14 protein-coding genes are annotated in these 14,356 nt (G+C 71.8%); 8 read left to right on the top strand and 6 right to left on the bottom strand.

Features of this window, described 5'->3' with window-relative positions; all coding sequences use genetic code 11:
• Window positions 1–3: 3 nt before the first annotated feature.
• From ABZU76_RS42120 to ABZU76_RS42110, 3 genes are all read right to left on the bottom strand, one after another.
• Window positions 4–999 carry a tyrosine-type recombinase/integrase gene (locus ABZU76_RS42120; RefSeq protein WP_354881083.1) on the bottom strand — a complete coding sequence of 332 codons (996 nt, stop codon included), beginning with the start codon at window positions 997–999 and terminating at the stop codon, window positions 4–6.
• A gap of 634 nt (window positions 1,000–1,633) precedes the next feature.
• Window positions 1,634–2,236 (bottom strand): hypothetical protein, encoded by a 603-nt coding sequence (locus ABZU76_RS42115; protein ID WP_354881080.1) that lies wholly within the window; start codon window positions 2,234–2,236, stop codon window positions 1,634–1,636.
• A 111-nt stretch (window positions 2,237–2,347) separates the two neighbouring features.
• Window positions 2,348–2,737, bottom strand: a complete 390-nt coding sequence (locus ABZU76_RS42110) for a VOC family protein (protein ID WP_354881077.1) — start codon at window positions 2,735–2,737, stop codon at window positions 2,348–2,350.
• Window positions 2,738–2,859: 122 nt separating this feature from the next.
• Here ABZU76_RS42110 and ABZU76_RS42105 point away from each other — a divergent pair, with 122 nt between their 5' ends.
• From ABZU76_RS42105 to ABZU76_RS42095, 3 genes are read left to right on the top strand one after another with little or no spacing between them, the layout of a single operon-like run.
• Complete coding sequence (locus tag ABZU76_RS42105) at window positions 2,860–3,465, top strand: TetR/AcrR family transcriptional regulator (RefSeq protein WP_220240733.1); 606 nt, start codon at window positions 2,860–2,862, stop codon at window positions 3,463–3,465.
• Window positions 3,449–5,065: an acyl-CoA dehydrogenase family protein gene (locus tag ABZU76_RS42100; protein ID WP_354881074.1), complete on the top strand. Its 1,617-nt coding sequence runs from the start codon at window positions 3,449–3,451 to the stop codon at window positions 5,063–5,065. Before ABZU76_RS42105 ends, ABZU76_RS42100 begins: the two co-directional genes overlap by 17 nt.
• 51 nt (window positions 5,066–5,116) lie before the next feature.
• The gene (locus ABZU76_RS42095; protein WP_354881071.1) at window positions 5,117–5,767 is read left to right on the top strand and encodes a class I SAM-dependent methyltransferase; all 651 of its coding nucleotides are present in this window, start codon (window positions 5,117–5,119) and stop codon (window positions 5,765–5,767) included.
• Window position 5,768: 1 nt separating this feature from the next.
• Here the strand turns inward: ABZU76_RS42095 and ABZU76_RS42090 are convergent, their stop codons facing one another.
• Window positions 5,769–6,530, bottom strand: a complete 762-nt coding sequence (locus ABZU76_RS42090) for an NAD(P)-binding domain-containing protein (protein ID WP_354881069.1) — start codon at window positions 6,528–6,530, stop codon at window positions 5,769–5,771.
• A gap of 17 nt (window positions 6,531–6,547) precedes the next feature.
• Here ABZU76_RS42090 and ABZU76_RS42085 point away from each other — a divergent pair, with 17 nt between their 5' ends.
• Both ABZU76_RS42085 and ABZU76_RS42080 read left to right on the top strand, forming a co-directional pair.
• Window positions 6,548–7,159, top strand: a complete 612-nt coding sequence (locus ABZU76_RS42085) for a DUF4865 family protein (protein WP_354881066.1) — start codon at window positions 6,548–6,550, stop codon at window positions 7,157–7,159.
• 147 nt (window positions 7,160–7,306) lie between these two features.
• Window positions 7,307–8,089, top strand: coding sequence for an SDR family oxidoreductase (locus ABZU76_RS42080; protein WP_220240729.1), 783 nt, complete (start codon window positions 7,307–7,309; stop codon window positions 8,087–8,089).
• On the opposite strand, the gene ABZU76_RS42075 is transcribed toward ABZU76_RS42080, so the two are convergent.
• A complete protein-coding gene (locus tag ABZU76_RS42075) occupies window positions 8,086–8,730 on the bottom strand; it encodes an SWIM zinc finger family protein (protein ID WP_354881063.1) in 645 nt (214 codons plus the stop codon). The two genes, ABZU76_RS42080 and ABZU76_RS42075, sit on opposite strands and share 4 nt — an antisense overlap.
• Window positions 8,727–11,249, bottom strand: coding sequence for a DEAD/DEAH box helicase (locus tag ABZU76_RS42070; protein ID WP_354881060.1), 2,523 nt, complete (start codon window positions 11,247–11,249; stop codon window positions 8,727–8,729). The genes ABZU76_RS42075 and ABZU76_RS42070 overlap by 4 nt, the downstream gene beginning before the upstream one ends.
• An 82-nt stretch (window positions 11,250–11,331) precedes the next feature.
• On the opposite strand from ABZU76_RS42070, the gene ABZU76_RS42065 reads away from it, so the two are divergent.
• The 3 genes from ABZU76_RS42065 (at window position 11,332) to ABZU76_RS42055 (ending at window position 14,347) form a co-directional block, all read left to right on the top strand.
• Window positions 11,332–12,102, top strand: coding sequence for a TetR/AcrR family transcriptional regulator (locus ABZU76_RS42065; protein WP_354881057.1), 771 nt, complete (start codon window positions 11,332–11,334; stop codon window positions 12,100–12,102).
• 107 nt (window positions 12,103–12,209) lie between these two features.
• Window positions 12,210–13,544, top strand: coding sequence for an RNA polymerase sigma factor (locus ABZU76_RS42060; RefSeq protein ID WP_354881054.1), 1,335 nt, complete (start codon window positions 12,210–12,212; stop codon window positions 13,542–13,544).
• Window positions 13,541–14,347, top strand: a complete 807-nt coding sequence (locus ABZU76_RS42055; RefSeq protein WP_354881051.1) for an alpha/beta hydrolase — start codon at window positions 13,541–13,543, stop codon at window positions 14,345–14,347. Before ABZU76_RS42060 ends, ABZU76_RS42055 begins: the two co-directional genes overlap by 4 nt.
• Window positions 14,348–14,356: the final 9 nt, after the last annotated feature.

The raw sequence follows: 14,356 nt of genomic DNA, 5'->3' as shown, positions 1-14,356 counted from the left end.
CCCTCAGCCCGCATCACCCGCGCCCAGCCCGTCCAGCGCGCGGTACGTCCGGTTGCTCGCCGCCGCGGCCCGCTGCTCCCGGCCCGTCGCCTCGATGTAGTTCTGGCTCGTCGCCAGGCTCGCGTGCCCCAGCAACGCCATGATCTCCGACGCCGTCGCCCCGTCCTCCGCCAAGCGGGTCGCGAACGTGTGCCGCAACGCGTGCAGGTTCGCGCCCGCCGGCACCCGGTCGTGCAACCCCGCCCACCGGTAACACGACTTCACCAGGTACTCCAGCGCCCCACGCCCGATCGGCTCACCCGCCCGATCGCGAAGCAACGGCTCCGCCGCCGGGAAGCGCAACTGAGGAAACCGTCGTCGGCACGACTTCCCGTAGTCCTCGATCAGCTTCGCCAGCACCGGCTGCACCGGGATCGACCGGTCCCGGCTGCCCTTGCCCGAGACGTGCAACCGCAGCTCACCGTCCCGGCCCACCACCGAACGCGGCGTCAGCGCCCGCATCTCCGCCGCCCGCAACCCCGCCACCAGCCCGAGCGCCAGCACCAGCACGTCGCGCTCCGGCCACGGATCCCGCGCGCGCCGCGCACCGTCGGCCGCCGCGGCGAGCAACCGCTCCGGAGTTTCCTCACCCCGCAACGGTTTCGGCACCAGCGGGGGAGTCTTGGGCCGGGCAACCGCGCCCATCGGGTTGCCTGCCAGCAGCCCGTCGGACACGCAGAACGTGAGGAATTGATTCCACGTCGACCACGCCCGCAACACGGAGCTCTTCGCGTGCCCGTCGGCGAACGCGCCGAACGCCGTCCGCAACGTCGGCGCCGTCAGATGTTCGACATCCAGCTCCTCGGGCGCGCGGCCGAGCTCCTGGAGCAGGAGAGTGGTGATCCCGGCCAGATCACGACGGTAGGCGGCAGTGGTGTGCGGCGAGTCCTTGCGCGGCCGCCGTGCCGCGAAGAACGCTTGCTGCGCCTCGGAAACCAGCATCTGGATCTTGTACAGCACAGCACCGACAGTTCTGTCGCCCGGATGCTTGTCCGGTATGCTGCATAATGGCGATTATGCATGAAACATGGCCACGGCAGGGGTGAATCCCCTTGGGGGACAACGGTTCTCTCGGTCTCGTGTCCTCGGCCCGCATGGCCGGTTTGGCGAGTCTTCGACTGTGCGGCGCAGTGTTGTCGAGGGATCGTTCATCTGTTCGAGTGGTTGCCTGAGGTCGTTCCAGGCGGCTGTACCGAGAGTTGATCGACTGTCGATGGTCCAGTACGCGTGTTGGTTGCGTACTTTTGATGTCCCGCTAGTCTCGTTCAATTCGTCACGGTGACGAATTGAACGCGGGTTCCTGGGTGGCGTTGACGTCTGAACTCGGGGATCTCCGCCGAAGTCTCCGGACGGCCTCCAGGAGGCTTGCTCAGGGCCTGTCGCGTGGTGGACGTTCGGTCGGGCGCGGATCGCGGCGCTCCGGCGGGCTTCCCACGGGATGCTCTCTCGTTCGCGGTGCTCAAACCGCTGGAATCAGCCTCCTGAAGCCCCTCTCCGGGCTTCCTTCAGCAGGTCGGCCAAGTGCCGATAATGTACATTATGTCAAGTCACGGCAATCGGCCCGCTCCTCCGGATCAGAGACAGGTGTGGACCACTACTCCGCAGCCGCTGGTACCTCGCCGGCCGAACGCCGACGTCGGGACCGCGACCGGTCGGCCCAGTGGACCCATCCGAAGATCATCAAGAGATCGATGGCTCCGCAGACGATGCCGACGGTGAAGTCGACCTCGTCGGGCCGGTGCAGGTCCACTGCCGCTGCCGGGTCGGCTACCACGTCGACGACCGAGCCCGGCTTGGCGCCGTCCACGGCCACGACGCCGTGCTGCCCGTCCGGCGTGACGACGGCCAGGCCATTGCGCGTGTACTTGCTCGGCGGTGTGAACTGTGCGGCGGTCCAATGGTCGGTGTAGCCGGTTGCGGTCGCCTGCACCTGCACGCCACGGGTCTCCAGGACGAATCCGTCGACGGCGGTGAGTCCGGCCATGAAGATGATCACGATGTGGATGCCGGCGACGAAGATGCTCAGCAGGACGAACACCGCGGACCGTGCCAGGATCGCCGGGATCACGAGTATCAGGGCGGCGCTGACCCAGATCAGCAGAGTGCCGCCGCTGCCGTGGAACACGGTCAGTGCGACGCCGACCCAGGTCACCGCGAGCAGCCCGAGTGTGGCCAACACCGTACGCACCCAGATCATGGCCGGATCGTAGCGGCGCGAGGCAGCGGAAAACTGGGGTGTTCCGGGCGTTCGCCCGGTCGGGGTCGCTCGGGGTGTGCATGGCCGGTCTCGGCTGCCTCTCCCCTGGTCTCAGGTCGTCGCGAGCATGTCGACGTAGTGCGGGTTGGACATGATGCCGAGGACGTTGCCGAACGGATCGACGACCGAGGCGGTGACGAATCCGTGGCCGCGTTCGCGCAGGCCGTCGTGCTCGGTGGCGCCCAGGGCGATGAGGCGGTCGTGCGCGGCGGGCAAGTCGTCGACGTGCCAGTACAGGATCGCGCCGGCGGGGCCTTCGGGCGCCGGCGGCAGGTATCGGCGGTCGATGATGCCGAGCTCGGCCTCGTGGTCGCCGAGGCGGTATTCGATGTAGCCGGGCCTGGCGAAGTACGGCTCGATGCCGAGCACGGCCGTGTACCAGGCTTGGGCGGCGGAGAGGTCGTCGGCGGAGAAGTTCAGGGTGGCCATTCCACGCAGCATGGTGTGGTCCTTTCGTCCGGTTTCCCAGCCAAGCACGCCCCACTCCCCCTTGGCTGGGCGACTATTTTGGTGCGTGCCGGCGTAGTTGACTGAAGTAATGAATCAATGGTTCACTTCTTGACGTGCCCTACCGCAGGACCCCCAAGGTGCAGGAGCGCCTCGACGCGCTGCGCGACTCGATCGTCGCCGCGGCGGTCGAGCAGCTGGCCGAGCACGGTTACGCGGGCTGTTCCGTGGCGGCCGTCGCGGAGCGGGCCGGGGTCGCCGTCGGCACGGTGTACCGCCACTTCCCCACCAAGGCCGAGTTGGTCGTGCGGGTGTTCCGCCAGGTCGTGACGCGGGAGGTCGAGGCGGTGCGGGAGGCGTCGGCAGGGCCGGGTGAGCCGGCGGAGCGGGTGGCGGCGGTGTTCGAGACGTTCGCGGCGCGCGCGTTGAAGGCGCCGCGGCTGGCGTACGCGCTGCTGGCCGAGCCGGTGGACGCGCTCATCGACGCGGAGCGCCTGGAGTTCCGGCGCGCTTTCCGGGATGTGGTGGCCGAGCACGTAGCCGCCGGGGTGCGTTCGGGTGCGTTGCCCGCGCAGGATTCCGTGCTGACCGCGGCGGCGCTGGTGGGTGCCGCGGCGGAGGTGTTGATCGGGCCGCTGCGAGGCGGTGCGGTGAGTGATGTCGTCGAGTTGCGGACGTTCGTCGTCCGGTCTTTGGGAGGTTCCGATGTCCGCCACGCATGAGGTCACCAACCAGGTGCCGCCGTTGGTCTACGACGTCGCGAAGGATCCGGCGCTGCTCGAGTCGCTGGATCGCGCGGACGCGGGCTGGGCGGCCGAGGAGGTCCACGAGCTGGGCCGGCTCGCCGGGAGCGAGCAGGCGCAGGAGTGGGGCCGGATCGTCAACGAGAACGAGCCGGTGCTGCGCACGCACGACCGGTACGGGAATCGGATCGACGAGGTGGAGTACCACCCGTACTGGCACGAGCTGATGACCGTCGCGGTGTCGCACGGGTTGCAGGGCGCGCCGTGGCGTGACGAGCGGGCCGGGGCGCACGCGGCGCGGGCGGCGAAGCTGTACGTGTGGGGTCAGGTGGAGGCTGGGCACACGTGCCCGATTTCGATGACCTATGCGGCAGTTCCGGCGTTGCGGGCCAACGCGGAGCTGGCGGCGCTGTACGAGCCGCTGCTGGCGGCGACGGAGTACGACTTCGGGCTGCGGGAGCCGAGCACCAAGCGCGGGCTGATCGCGGGCATGTCGATGACGGAGAAGCAGGGTGGCTCCGACGTGCGGGCCAACACCACGACCGCGCGGCCGGTCGCCGATGGTTCGTACCGGCTGGTGGGCCACAAGTGGTTCACCTCCGCGCCGATGTCGGATCTGTTCCTCACGCTGGCGCAGGCGCCCGGTGGTCTGTCGTGTTTCCTGCTCCCCCGTGTGCTGCCCGACGGCAGCCGCAACCCGATTCGCCTGCAGCGGCTGAAGGACAAGCTGGGCAACCGGTCGAACGCGTCGTCGGAGATCGAGTACGAGGACGCCGTGGGCTGGCTCGTCGGTGAGGAGGGCCGCGGGGTCCGCACGATCATCGAGATGGTGAACAACACCCGGCTCGACTGCGCTCTCGGCAGTGCGTCGGGGATGAGGCTGGGTGCGGTGCGGGCGGTGCACCACGCGACGCACCGGCATGCGTTCGGCAAGGCGCTGGTGGATCAGCCGTTGATGGCGAACGTGCTGGCCGACCTTGTGGTGGAGTCCGACGCGGCCGCGACCGTGGCGATGCGGCTCGCGGCGGCGGGCGATCGGCCGGACGACGCGCAGGAGCAGGCGTTTCGGCGCCTCGGGCTGGCGGTCACGAAGTACTGGGTGTGCAAGCGGGCGCCGATGCACGCGGCCGAGGCGCTGGAGTGCTTCGGTGGCAACGGGTACGTCGAGGAGTCCGGGATGCCGCGGCTCTACCGCGAGGCCCCGCTGATGTCCATCTGGGAGGGTTCGGGCAACGTGGCGGCGCTCGACGCGTTGCGCGCCATGGGCCGTCAGCCGGAGTCGGTGGCGGCGTTCTTCACCGAGGTCGAGCAGGCCGCCGGTGCCGATGCGCGCCTCGACGACGCCGTGGACCGGTTGAAGAAGGAACTGTCCGATCTGGACGACGTGGAGTTCCGCGCGCGGCGCGTGGTGGAGTCGATGGCGTTGGTGCTGCAGGGTTCCCTGCTCGTGCGCCACGGTGACCAGGCCGTGGCCGACGCGTTCTGCGCGTCGCGCTTCGGCGGTGATTGGGGCATCGCGTTCGGCACGCTGCCGGCGGGCACGGACACCTCGGCGATCATCGACCGCGCCCGGGTGTAACCGGGGCGTTTCGCGGACACGGGGCTGGGCGGCCCGCTAGCGTGCGCGGTTATGACCGCCTCCGAAACCGACTTCGTGTCCGCCACCCGCACCGCCTACGACACCGTTGCTGTGTCCTACGCCGATCTGCTGAAGGACGCCCTCGCCGCGAGTCCGTGGGAGCGCGCGATGCTGGACACCTTCAGCGAGCTGGTCGGCGCCGGAGCGCGGGTCGGTGATCTCGGGTGCGGGCCGGGCCGGGTCACGGGGTATCTCGCGGGGCGCGGGCTGGACGCGTTCGGGATCGACCTGTCCCCTGGCATGGTCGAGGTCGCGCGTCAGGCGTTTCCGGGGCTGGAGTTCGAGGTCGGGTCGATGGCCGCGTTGCCGCTGGCCGACGCGTCGCTGGCGGGTGCGCTCGCGTGGTACTCGCTGATCCACACTCCGCCGGAGCAGTTGTCGGTGCTGATCATGGAGCTCGCCCGCGTGCTCGAGCCGGGCGGGCGGCTGCTGACTGGGTTCCAGGTCGGTGCCGAACGCCGGCACATCGCCAACGGCTACGGCCACGACATCTCCCTCGACGCCTACCGCCTCGACCCGGACTTCATCGCCGGGTTGCTGACCGAGGCCGGTCTCACGGTGGAAGCCCGGCTGGTTCGCGCACCGGAGCCGCCGCACGAGAAGACTCCGCAGGCTTATCTGCTGGCGCGCAAGCAAAGCTGAGTTATTCGCGCAGCCGGGCCAGGACCGCGTCGAGGCCGCGGCGCACCGAGCCAGGCACGCCGTCGTGGCGCAACGCGGTCATCAGCTGCTGGTTGATCCCGCCCGGTGTGGTGTGTTTCGCGGTCAGCACGGTGAGCGACGCGGTGTCCAGCGACTGGCCCAGCTGCGCGAACAGGTGAGTCACGTAGGCATCGGCGGCGCCGGGTTCGACGCCGTGGCCGGCGAGCCAGCCCGCGATGGTGGCCAGGTAGTCCAGGTGCGCGGCGAAGGTGGCGGTCGCGGCGCTGAAGGCGTCGAGCGTCGGCTCGTCGGGTGGGACGACCACCCCACCGAGGGGCTCGAACAGGCCGCGGGCGACGGGGTGGTCCGGGAACACTGCGGTGAGGCTCTGCCGCCGCGCGGCCTGCGGCAGCGGGATGGTCCGTACGACGGGTGCGGCTGGCGCGGTCCACTCCCGCAGCGTCGCCAGCGGCACCCCGGCCACGGCGCTGAGCACCACGTGGTCCGGCCGGAACTCCAGCTCTGCCACCACTTCCCGCGCTACGTCGGGCCGGACCGCGAGCACGATCACCGAAGCCACGTCGAGCACCTCCTGGTTGCTCGCGCAGACAGCCACGTTCGGGAACCGCCCGGCCAGCTCGTGTGCGACCTGCCGCCCGCGCGGGGAGAGGAACACGGCGGGCGGGTCAGCCACATCCGCGCTCAGTCCTTCGACGATCGCGGCCGTGATCTCCCCTGCTCCCACAAACCCGTACGCCCGCATGCCCCTGCCCTCCTAGTGTGGACCTCGACGATCGGAGGTCACCCGTGCACGCCATGCACTACGAGATCACCCTGCCCGCCGACTACGACATGCAGATCATCCACCGCAGGGTGCGCGAGCGCGGGCCGCTGCTGGACGAGTTCCCCGGGCTGGGGCTCAAGGCGTACGGGGTACGCGAGCGCGGCGTCGACGGCTCGGCGCTCAACCAGTACTCCCCCTTCTACCTCTGGCACGACCCGGCCGGGATGCACTCGTTCCTGTGGGAGGGCGGGTTCCGCGGGATCGTGGACGACTTCGGGCGCCCGCCGGTGCAGCACTGGACCGTGCTGGCGTTCGAGGAGGGACCGGCGTTCGGCGCGACACCTCGCGCGGCCGGCAAACGAACCGAAACCCTGCCGCGCGAGGTCCTTCCGGGTGACGTGATCACGCCGGCGCTGGCCGACCTGTCGGAGCACTCGCAGCGCGACGGCGTCCACTCAACCGCGCTCGTGATCGACCCGCGCGGCTGGGAGCTGGTGCGCTACACGCTGTGGGCCGAGGACGCACCGGACGAAGACCCCGTGCGGTACCGGATCGGGCACGTGTCGATGCCGGAACTGGGGAAACTTCGCCGTGGCAGGCAGTGGTGAACTCGGTAACGTAACAGCGAGATCGCGCCGGTTTCCGGACAGAGCGGTGCGATCGGCCCCCGGCCGGTCCCACCGCTCTGTCCGGAAACCGGCTCAAAAGCGATTTCGCACGCTTCGGCGGAGCCGAAGCCAACACTACGGAGATCGATGACTCGCTTGCACGATCGCCGGATCCTCGTGACGGGTGCCGGTTCCGGCATCGGCCGCGCCACGACGCTGCGTCTGCTGTCTGAGGGGGCGCGGGTGGTGGCCACCGACGTGTCCGCCGAGACGATCGCGGGCACCGCCGAGCTGGCCGGCGATCCGCGCCTCGAGACCTTCGTGATGGACGTCGCCGACGAGCAGTCGGTGGTGAAGGGCACCGCGGCCGCGGTCGAGCACCTCGGCGGGCTCGACGTGCTCGTCAACGCCGCCGGGATCCTGCAGGCCTCCCACACGCATGAGACGTCGCTGGAGTTCTGGAACCGGATCGTCGCGGTGAACCTCACCGGCACGTTCCTGGTCACGCGCGAGGCGCTGCCCGCGTTGATCGCCACCGGGAAGAGCGTGGTGATCAACTTCAGCTCCACGTCCGCGGCGTTCGCGCACCCCTACATGGCGGCGTACGCGGCGAGCAAGGGCGGGATCCAGGCGTTCACGCACTCGCTGGCGCTGGAGTACAGCAAACAGGGCGTGCGCGCGGTCAGCGTCGCACCGGGCAGCGTGAAGAGCGGCATCACCGACAACGCGGGCACCTGGATGCCGCAGGACGTGGACTGGGCGCTGTTCGGCAAGCTCCTGCCGATCCTGCCGACGGATCTCGCGACGCCGGTCGGCAACCCGGTCGGCCGCCCGGAGTCGGTGGCCGGTGTCGTGGCGATGCTGGCCTCCGACGACGGCGAGTTCATCACCGGCACCGAGATCCGCATCGACGGCGGCACCCACGCCTAGCGCGGCACCGGGGTGAACTCGGCCAGATCCGGCAGGGGCGGCACCACCCGTGCGTACGCGTCGGCGGCGAGGATGCCGTCGGCGGGGCGGGTGGTGCGCTGCCCGAGCTCGTCGAGGACCTCGCGTTCGGTGCGGCCGCGGGCGAGCAGCAGCACGAACGGGTCGGCGTCGAGCAGCCACGACACCTGGAACGACAGCGCGGCCGCGTGCCGGCACGGCAGCTCGAAGCCGGGGCAGTCGCAGTCCGGGTCGAGGTCGCCGATCCCCGGCAGCAGCGGCACGTCGTCGGCCAGCTCCGGCGGCAGGTGCCGGTCGAGCAGCGCGGCGAGGTTCCCGGCCCGGTCGGCGGCGCGGCCGAGCAGCAGGTCCCAGTCCGCTGTGGACAGTTCGGCCAGGTGCACGCTCGTGCGGAACGGACCGCCGTCGGTGTCGTCCACGGTCGCGGCGATCCGGCCGGGGCTCACGGTGATCGGTCCGACCAGTCCCGCCACGGCGTAACGGCGGCCGCGCCGCAGTTGCCGCAGATCCAGGGCCGTGTCCTCCATGGCCTGCAGCCACGCGCGGCCCCACCACGTGCGTGCGAACGGACCCCGGCCCTCGCGGGCGGGGAACGCCGGGAACCCCCGGACGCGGTCGGTCACGCCGGCCTCCTCAACTGCACGAGTTCCGCGAGCTCGGTGTCCGTCAACTCGGTGAACGCTGCTTCCCCACCGGCGAGCACGGCGTCGGCGAGCGCGCGCTTCTCGCGCAGCAGCGCCGCGATGCGGTCCTCCACAGTGCCCTCGGCAACGAGCCGGTGCACCTGTACCGGTCGCGTCTGCCCGATCCGGTACGCGCGGTCGGTCGCCTGGTCCTCGACGGCGGGGTTCCACCAGCGGTCGTAGTGCACGACGTGGTCGGCGCGGGTGAGCGTCAGGCCCGTCCCGGCCGCCTTCAGTGACAGCAGGAACACCGGCACGGCACCGTCCTGGAACCGGCGGACCAGCTCCTCCCGCTGAGGAACGGGGGTGCCGCCGTGCAGGAACTGGCTGGGGATTTTACGACCCGCGAGGTGGCGTTGCAGCAGCCGCGCCATCACCACGTACTGGGTGAACACGAGCACCGCGCCGTCTTCGGCGAGGATTGTGTCGAGCAGCTCGTCCAGCAGTTCGAGCTTGCCGGACCGGCCGGACAGGGGCGCGTCGTCGCCTTCGGCCAGGTAGTGGGCCGGGTGGTTGCAGATCTGCTTGAGTGCGGTGAGCAGCTTGACGATCCGGCCGCGGCGGGCCATCCCGGCGCTCGCCCCGACCTCGGCCAGCAGCTCCCGCACGGCCGCCTCGTACAGCGCGGCCTGCTCCGAGGTCAGGGCCACGGGCCGGTCGGTCTCGGTCTTCGCGGGCAGCTCGGGCGCGATCCCCGGATCGGATTTGCGCCGCCGCAGCAGGAACGGTCGCAGCAGCCGGGAAAGCCGCTCGGCCGCTGCCGGATCGCTGCCCGTCTCGACGGGTTTCGCCCAGCGGGCGCGGAACTCCGTGAGCGTGCCGAGCAGGCCCGGTGTGGTCCAGTCCAAGATCGCCCACAGCTCGGACAGTGTGTTCTCCACCGGCGTGCCCGTGAGCGCGACCCGCGCGGACGATCGCAGCGTGCGCAACGCTTTCGCCGTGCCGGAGCGGTGGTTCTTCACGTGCTGGGCCTCGTCGGCCACCACCAGATCCCAGGCCACCGCGGCCAGCGGCGCCGGGTCCGCGCGCAGCGTGCCGTAGGTGGTGAGCACGAACCCGTCCAGTTCGTCGAGCGAGCGGGCGCCGCCGTGGAACCGCCGCACGGCCACGCCCGGAGCGAAGCGGTGGATCTCGGCCTCCCACGTGCCCAGCAACGACGCCGGGCACACCACCAGCGTCGGGCCGGCGTCGCGGTGCAGGTGCAGGGCGATGAGGGTGAGCGTCTTGCCCAGGCCCATGTCGTCGGCGAGGCAGCCGCCCAGGCCGAGTGAGGTGACGGTGTCGAGCCAGTGCAGGCCGCGCAGCTGATAGTCGCGCAGGGTCGCCGTCAGCCCCGCCGGCTGCGGCGCCGGACCGGGCAGCTCGGCGAGCCGGGACCGCAATGTTGCGAGCCAGCCGTCGGTGACGAGCTCGACCTCGGCACCGTCCACTTCGGTCGTCCCGGCCAGCACGGCGGCCAGCGCGTCGACGGGCGTGAGGGGCTTCAGCGCCCGCTCCCGCGCGCGGTTCGCGGACGCCGGGCCGAGCAACACCCACCGGTCGCGCAGCCGCACGACGGGCCGGCGGGCCTTCGCGAGCACATCCAGCTCGGCCGCCGACAGCTGCGCGCCGCCGAGGGCGAGCTGCCAATCGAGCTCGAGCGCGCGGCCGCCGCCGAAGAACGCGGGCACGTCGTCCGGCGCGGCGCCAGGGCGGACGACCGCGCGGGCCGTGAGCCCCGCCAGCTGCGCGGGCCAGTGGACGGCGACGCCGAGCTCGGCCAGCCGGCCGGCGGCGTCACCGAGCAGCTCGCGGATGTCGTCGTCGAGCAGCGCCACTTCCGCGGGCACGGGCGCGGCCAGCAGCGGGGCGAGCGGCGGCCACACCTCGGCGCAGCGCCGCAGCACGAGCAGCACCTCGTGGCGGACCGCCTCGGCGCCCGTCCGCCACAGTTCCTCCGCGTCCACGAGCGTGTCGCCGTGGACCTGCACCACGGCGCGGAACCGGCCGCCGTCGAAGTCGTCCGATTCGAGCCGCAGCGACACCCGTGTGGCGGCGGCGAGGCCGGCGACGTCACGCAGGAAGCCCAGCAGCACAGGGAACGGCTCGGGCAGCCGGGCGGGATCGCCGGGCAGCGGGGTGGCGTGGGCGTGCGGCGGCATCGCGTCGGCGAGCCGGCGCAGCCACTGTTCTTCCTCCGGTGCCAGCGGTCCCGTCCACCCGGCCTCGGCCAGGCGCGTGCCCGCCTGCGCGGCGACCGACCAGAACTCGGCCGACGCGTCGCCGGAGACGTCGCGCAGCAGCGTGACGGCGTCGGCAATCGGCACTCGCCGCGCCGGAACCGTGCGCAGTCCGTCGCGCAGGACGACGTCGACCGTCCCCGGCTCGCCCGGTCCCGCCGGTGTGGTGCCGTCCGGGTGCCAGAACACGACGAAACCCGGCTCGACCACCACGGCCCGCCCCGGCGATGCGCTCCCCACGACTCCCCCTCCCGTCGGTCTCGTACGCCGTCCGCCGACATTACCAGAACTCTGTACGACGTACGAGGAAATACAGGGCAGAATGACGCGGATGAGCACGGAGTACACCGGCGGTGGCGACCCGCGGCGCACGATCGAGCTGCTCTGGGGCATCCCCGGACCGCCGCGGCGAGGGCCGAAACCCAAGCTCACCGTGGCCGACGTCGTCGCCACCGCGACCCGGCTGGCCGACGCCGACGGGCTCGAGGCCGTGACCATGCGCCGCGTCGCCGACGAGCTCGGCGTCGCCCCGATGTCGCTCTACACCTACGTGCCCGGGCACGCCGAGCTGATCGACCTGATGCTCGACGACGCCCACGGCGAGCTCACCGCCGAACTGCCGTCGACTGGCTGGCGGGACGCGCTCACCACCGTGGCCGAGGACCTGTGGCGCCTCTACCACCGCCACCCCTGGCTGCTGCAGATCACCACCGCCCGCCCGCCGCTCGGACCCAACACCTTCGCCAAGTACGAACGCGAACTCAGCGCCCTCGACGGCCTCGACCTCGACGAGCTGGAGCTCGACGCCGTCGTCGGCCTCGTCATCGGGCTCGTGCAGGGCACCGCGCGCGGCTCCATCGACGCCGTGCGGCTCGCGCGCCGCAGCGGTCTGACCGACGCCGAGTGGTGGGAACGCAGCGCGCCCGTCCTCGCCGAAATCCCCGCCGCCGACGCCGCGAACTTCCCGCGCGCGAGCCGCGTCGGCACCGCCGCCGGCCAGGCCCACGGCGCCGCGACGAACCCCGAGCACCACTTCCGCTTCGGCCTCGCCCGCATCCTCGACGGGGTGACGCTGCTCGTCGAGCGCCGCTGAAGGCCTGGAGAACTGTCGGTCCCCCGGTTTAGGTTCGCATCCGGGTGTCGGTTTCGGCGTGGCCCGCTCGTCGAGCGGGTACGAGCCGGTACCGGAGGGAGCGAGGGTTGCAGCAGGAAGGGCGAGACGCCGCGGTGGAGGCCGCCGCCGCGCAGGCGTTCCGGGAAGAGTGGTCGCTGGTCGTGGCCACCCTCATCCGGGTCACCGGCGACTGGGACCTCGCCGAGGAGTGCGCCCAGGACGCCTTCACCCTCGCCGTGCGCACCTGGCCGCGCGACGGCATCCCGGCCAAACCCGGGGCCTGGCTCACCACCGCCGCCCGCAACCGAGCCGTCGACCGGATCCGCCGCGACGCCGTCGGCGCGGGCAAGCTCCGGGAGGCCGCGCGCATGATCGTCCCCGAAGAACCACCGACCGACGACGGCACCGTGCCCGACGACCGCCTCCGGCTTATCTTCACCTGCTGCCACCCGGCGCTCGCAGTCGAAGCGCAGGTCGCGCTCGCGTTGCGCACCCTCGCCGGGCTCAGCACGGCCGAGATCGCTCGCGCGTTCCTCGTCCCCGAGGCCACGATGTCGCAGCGGCTCGTGCGAGTGAAACGCAAGATCCGCAGCGCGGGCATCCCGTACCGCGTGCCGCCCGCGCACCTGCTGCCCGAACGCACCGCGGCCGTGCTCGGCGTGCTGTACCTGCTGTTCAACGAGGGCTACACCGCCAGTGCCGGGCCCGATCTGCAACGGCCCGACCTCGCCGCGGAAGCGATCCGCCTCGCCCGCGTGCTCGCGCACCTGATGCCCGACGAGCCCGAGGCCACCGGCCTTCTCGCGCTCCTGCTGCTGCAGCACGCCCGCCGCGCCACCCGCGTCGCCGCCGACGGGGAGCTCGTACCGCTGGAGGAACAGGACCGCGGCCGCTGGGACGCCGCCGCGATCACCGAGGGCACCACCCTGCTGGAAGCCGCGTTGCGCCGCCGCAGCCCTGGGCCGTACCAGGTGCAGGCCGCGATCGCCGCGTGTCACGCCACGGCCGCGCGCGCCGCCGACACCGACTGGGCCCAGATCGCCGGCCTCTACCGCGAGCTGCGCCGCCACCTGCCCACCCCCGTCGTGGAGCTGAACCACGCGGTCGCCGCGGGAATGGCGTTCGGGCCCGGAACCGGGCTCGCGCTCGCCGACGAGCTCACCGCCCGCGGCACGCTGGCCGGTTACCACCTGCTGCCCGCCACCCGCGCCGACTTCCTCCGCCGCCTCGGCCGCACCGCCGAAGCCCACGCCGCATACACCGACGCGTTCGACCTCGCCCGCACCGACGCCGAGCGCAGCTTCCTGCGGCGCAGGCTCGCCGAAACATCTCCCGGGAATTCCGGAGCCGAAGTGTCGGTCCCGGCGCCGCCCGTTCGTCGGCTGGACGAACCGACCCGTGAACCGGAAGGACCGCGATGATCACCAAGACGCTGCGCGTACCCGGCGCCGAGCTGACCTACGACCTCGACGGCGACGGCCCCGTGCTGCTGCTCGTGCCCGGCGGCCCCGCCGACGCCACAGCCTTCACCGGCCTGCGCCCGCACTTGACCGACCACTACACCGTGGTCACCTTCGACCCGCGCGGCATCTCCCGCAGCCCGATCGCCGGCGAACCCGGCAGCGACCTCGTCGGTGAGCACGCCGACGACGTGCACCGCCTGCTCACCGAGATCGGTGGCGGGCCCGCGCACGTGTTCGCCAACAGCGGCGGTGCCATCACGATGCTGGAACACACCCGGCGCCACCCCGGCGAGGTCGCCACCCTGATCGCGCACGAGCCGCCGGTCAGCCGCTACCTCGGCGAGATGCTCGCCGACTTCCCCGACATCCCGGCGATCTGCCGCGAGCAGGGCGTCGAGGCCGCGCTCGGCGCGTTCATGGCGGCGTCCGGGTTCGACGTGCCGCCGCCACCTGCGAACCCGACGGCCGAGGAAATCGAGCAGGGCAAACGGATGCAGGGCAACTTCGCCTTCTTCTTCGGCCACCTCATGGCGGCGATCGGCGCCTGGGAACCCGACCTCGACGCCCTGCGCGCCACCGACACCCGCCTCGTCGTCGCCGTCGGCAAGGCCGCGGCCGGCACCCCCGCCCACACCGCCGGGGTCGAACTGGCCCGCGCGCTCGGGCAGGACGCCGTGCAGTTCCCCGGCGACCACGGCGGGTTCGCCGGCGAGCCCGGTCCCTTCGCCGCCCGCCTGACCGAAGTCCTCACCCACGCCTAGGAGGCAGCT

The organism is Amycolatopsis sp. NPDC005232 (assembly GCF_040607795.1).
Taxonomy (GTDB): Bacteria; Actinomycetota; Actinomycetes; order Mycobacteriales; family Pseudonocardiaceae; genus Amycolatopsis.
The sequence above is the reverse complement of the archived record's forward strand: the minus strand, read 5'-3'. Positions and strand labels throughout refer to the sequence as shown.

What these genes read in the sequence shown, in the direction of transcription:
- ABZU76_RS42115 (WP_354881080.1), bottom strand. Translation starts at nt 2,236, where the DNA reads ATGATCTGGGTGCGTACGGTGTTGGCCACACTCGGGCTGCTCGCGGTG.
- ABZU76_RS42110 (WP_354881077.1), bottom strand. Translation starts at nt 2,737, where the DNA reads ATGCTGCGTGGAATGGCCACCCTGAACTTCTCCGCCGACGACCTCTCC.
- ABZU76_RS42100 (WP_354881074.1), top strand. Translation starts at nt 3,449, where the DNA reads ATGTCCGCCACGCATGAGGTCACCAACCAGGTGCCGCCGTTGGTCTAC.
- ABZU76_RS42095 (WP_354881071.1), top strand. Translation starts at nt 5,117, where the DNA reads ATGACCGCCTCCGAAACCGACTTCGTGTCCGCCACCCGCACCGCCTAC.
- ABZU76_RS42090 (WP_354881069.1), bottom strand. Translation starts at nt 6,530, where the DNA reads ATGCGGGCGTACGGGTTTGTGGGAGCAGGGGAGATCACGGCCGCGATC.
- ABZU76_RS42080 (WP_220240729.1), top strand. Translation starts at nt 7,307, where the DNA reads ATGACTCGCTTGCACGATCGCCGGATCCTCGTGACGGGTGCCGGTTCC.
- ABZU76_RS42065 (WP_354881057.1), top strand. Translation starts at nt 11,332, where the DNA reads ATGACGCGGATGAGCACGGAGTACACCGGCGGTGGCGACCCGCGGCGC.
- ABZU76_RS42055 (WP_354881051.1), top strand. Translation starts at nt 13,541, where the DNA reads ATGATCACCAAGACGCTGCGCGTACCCGGCGCCGAGCTGACCTACGAC.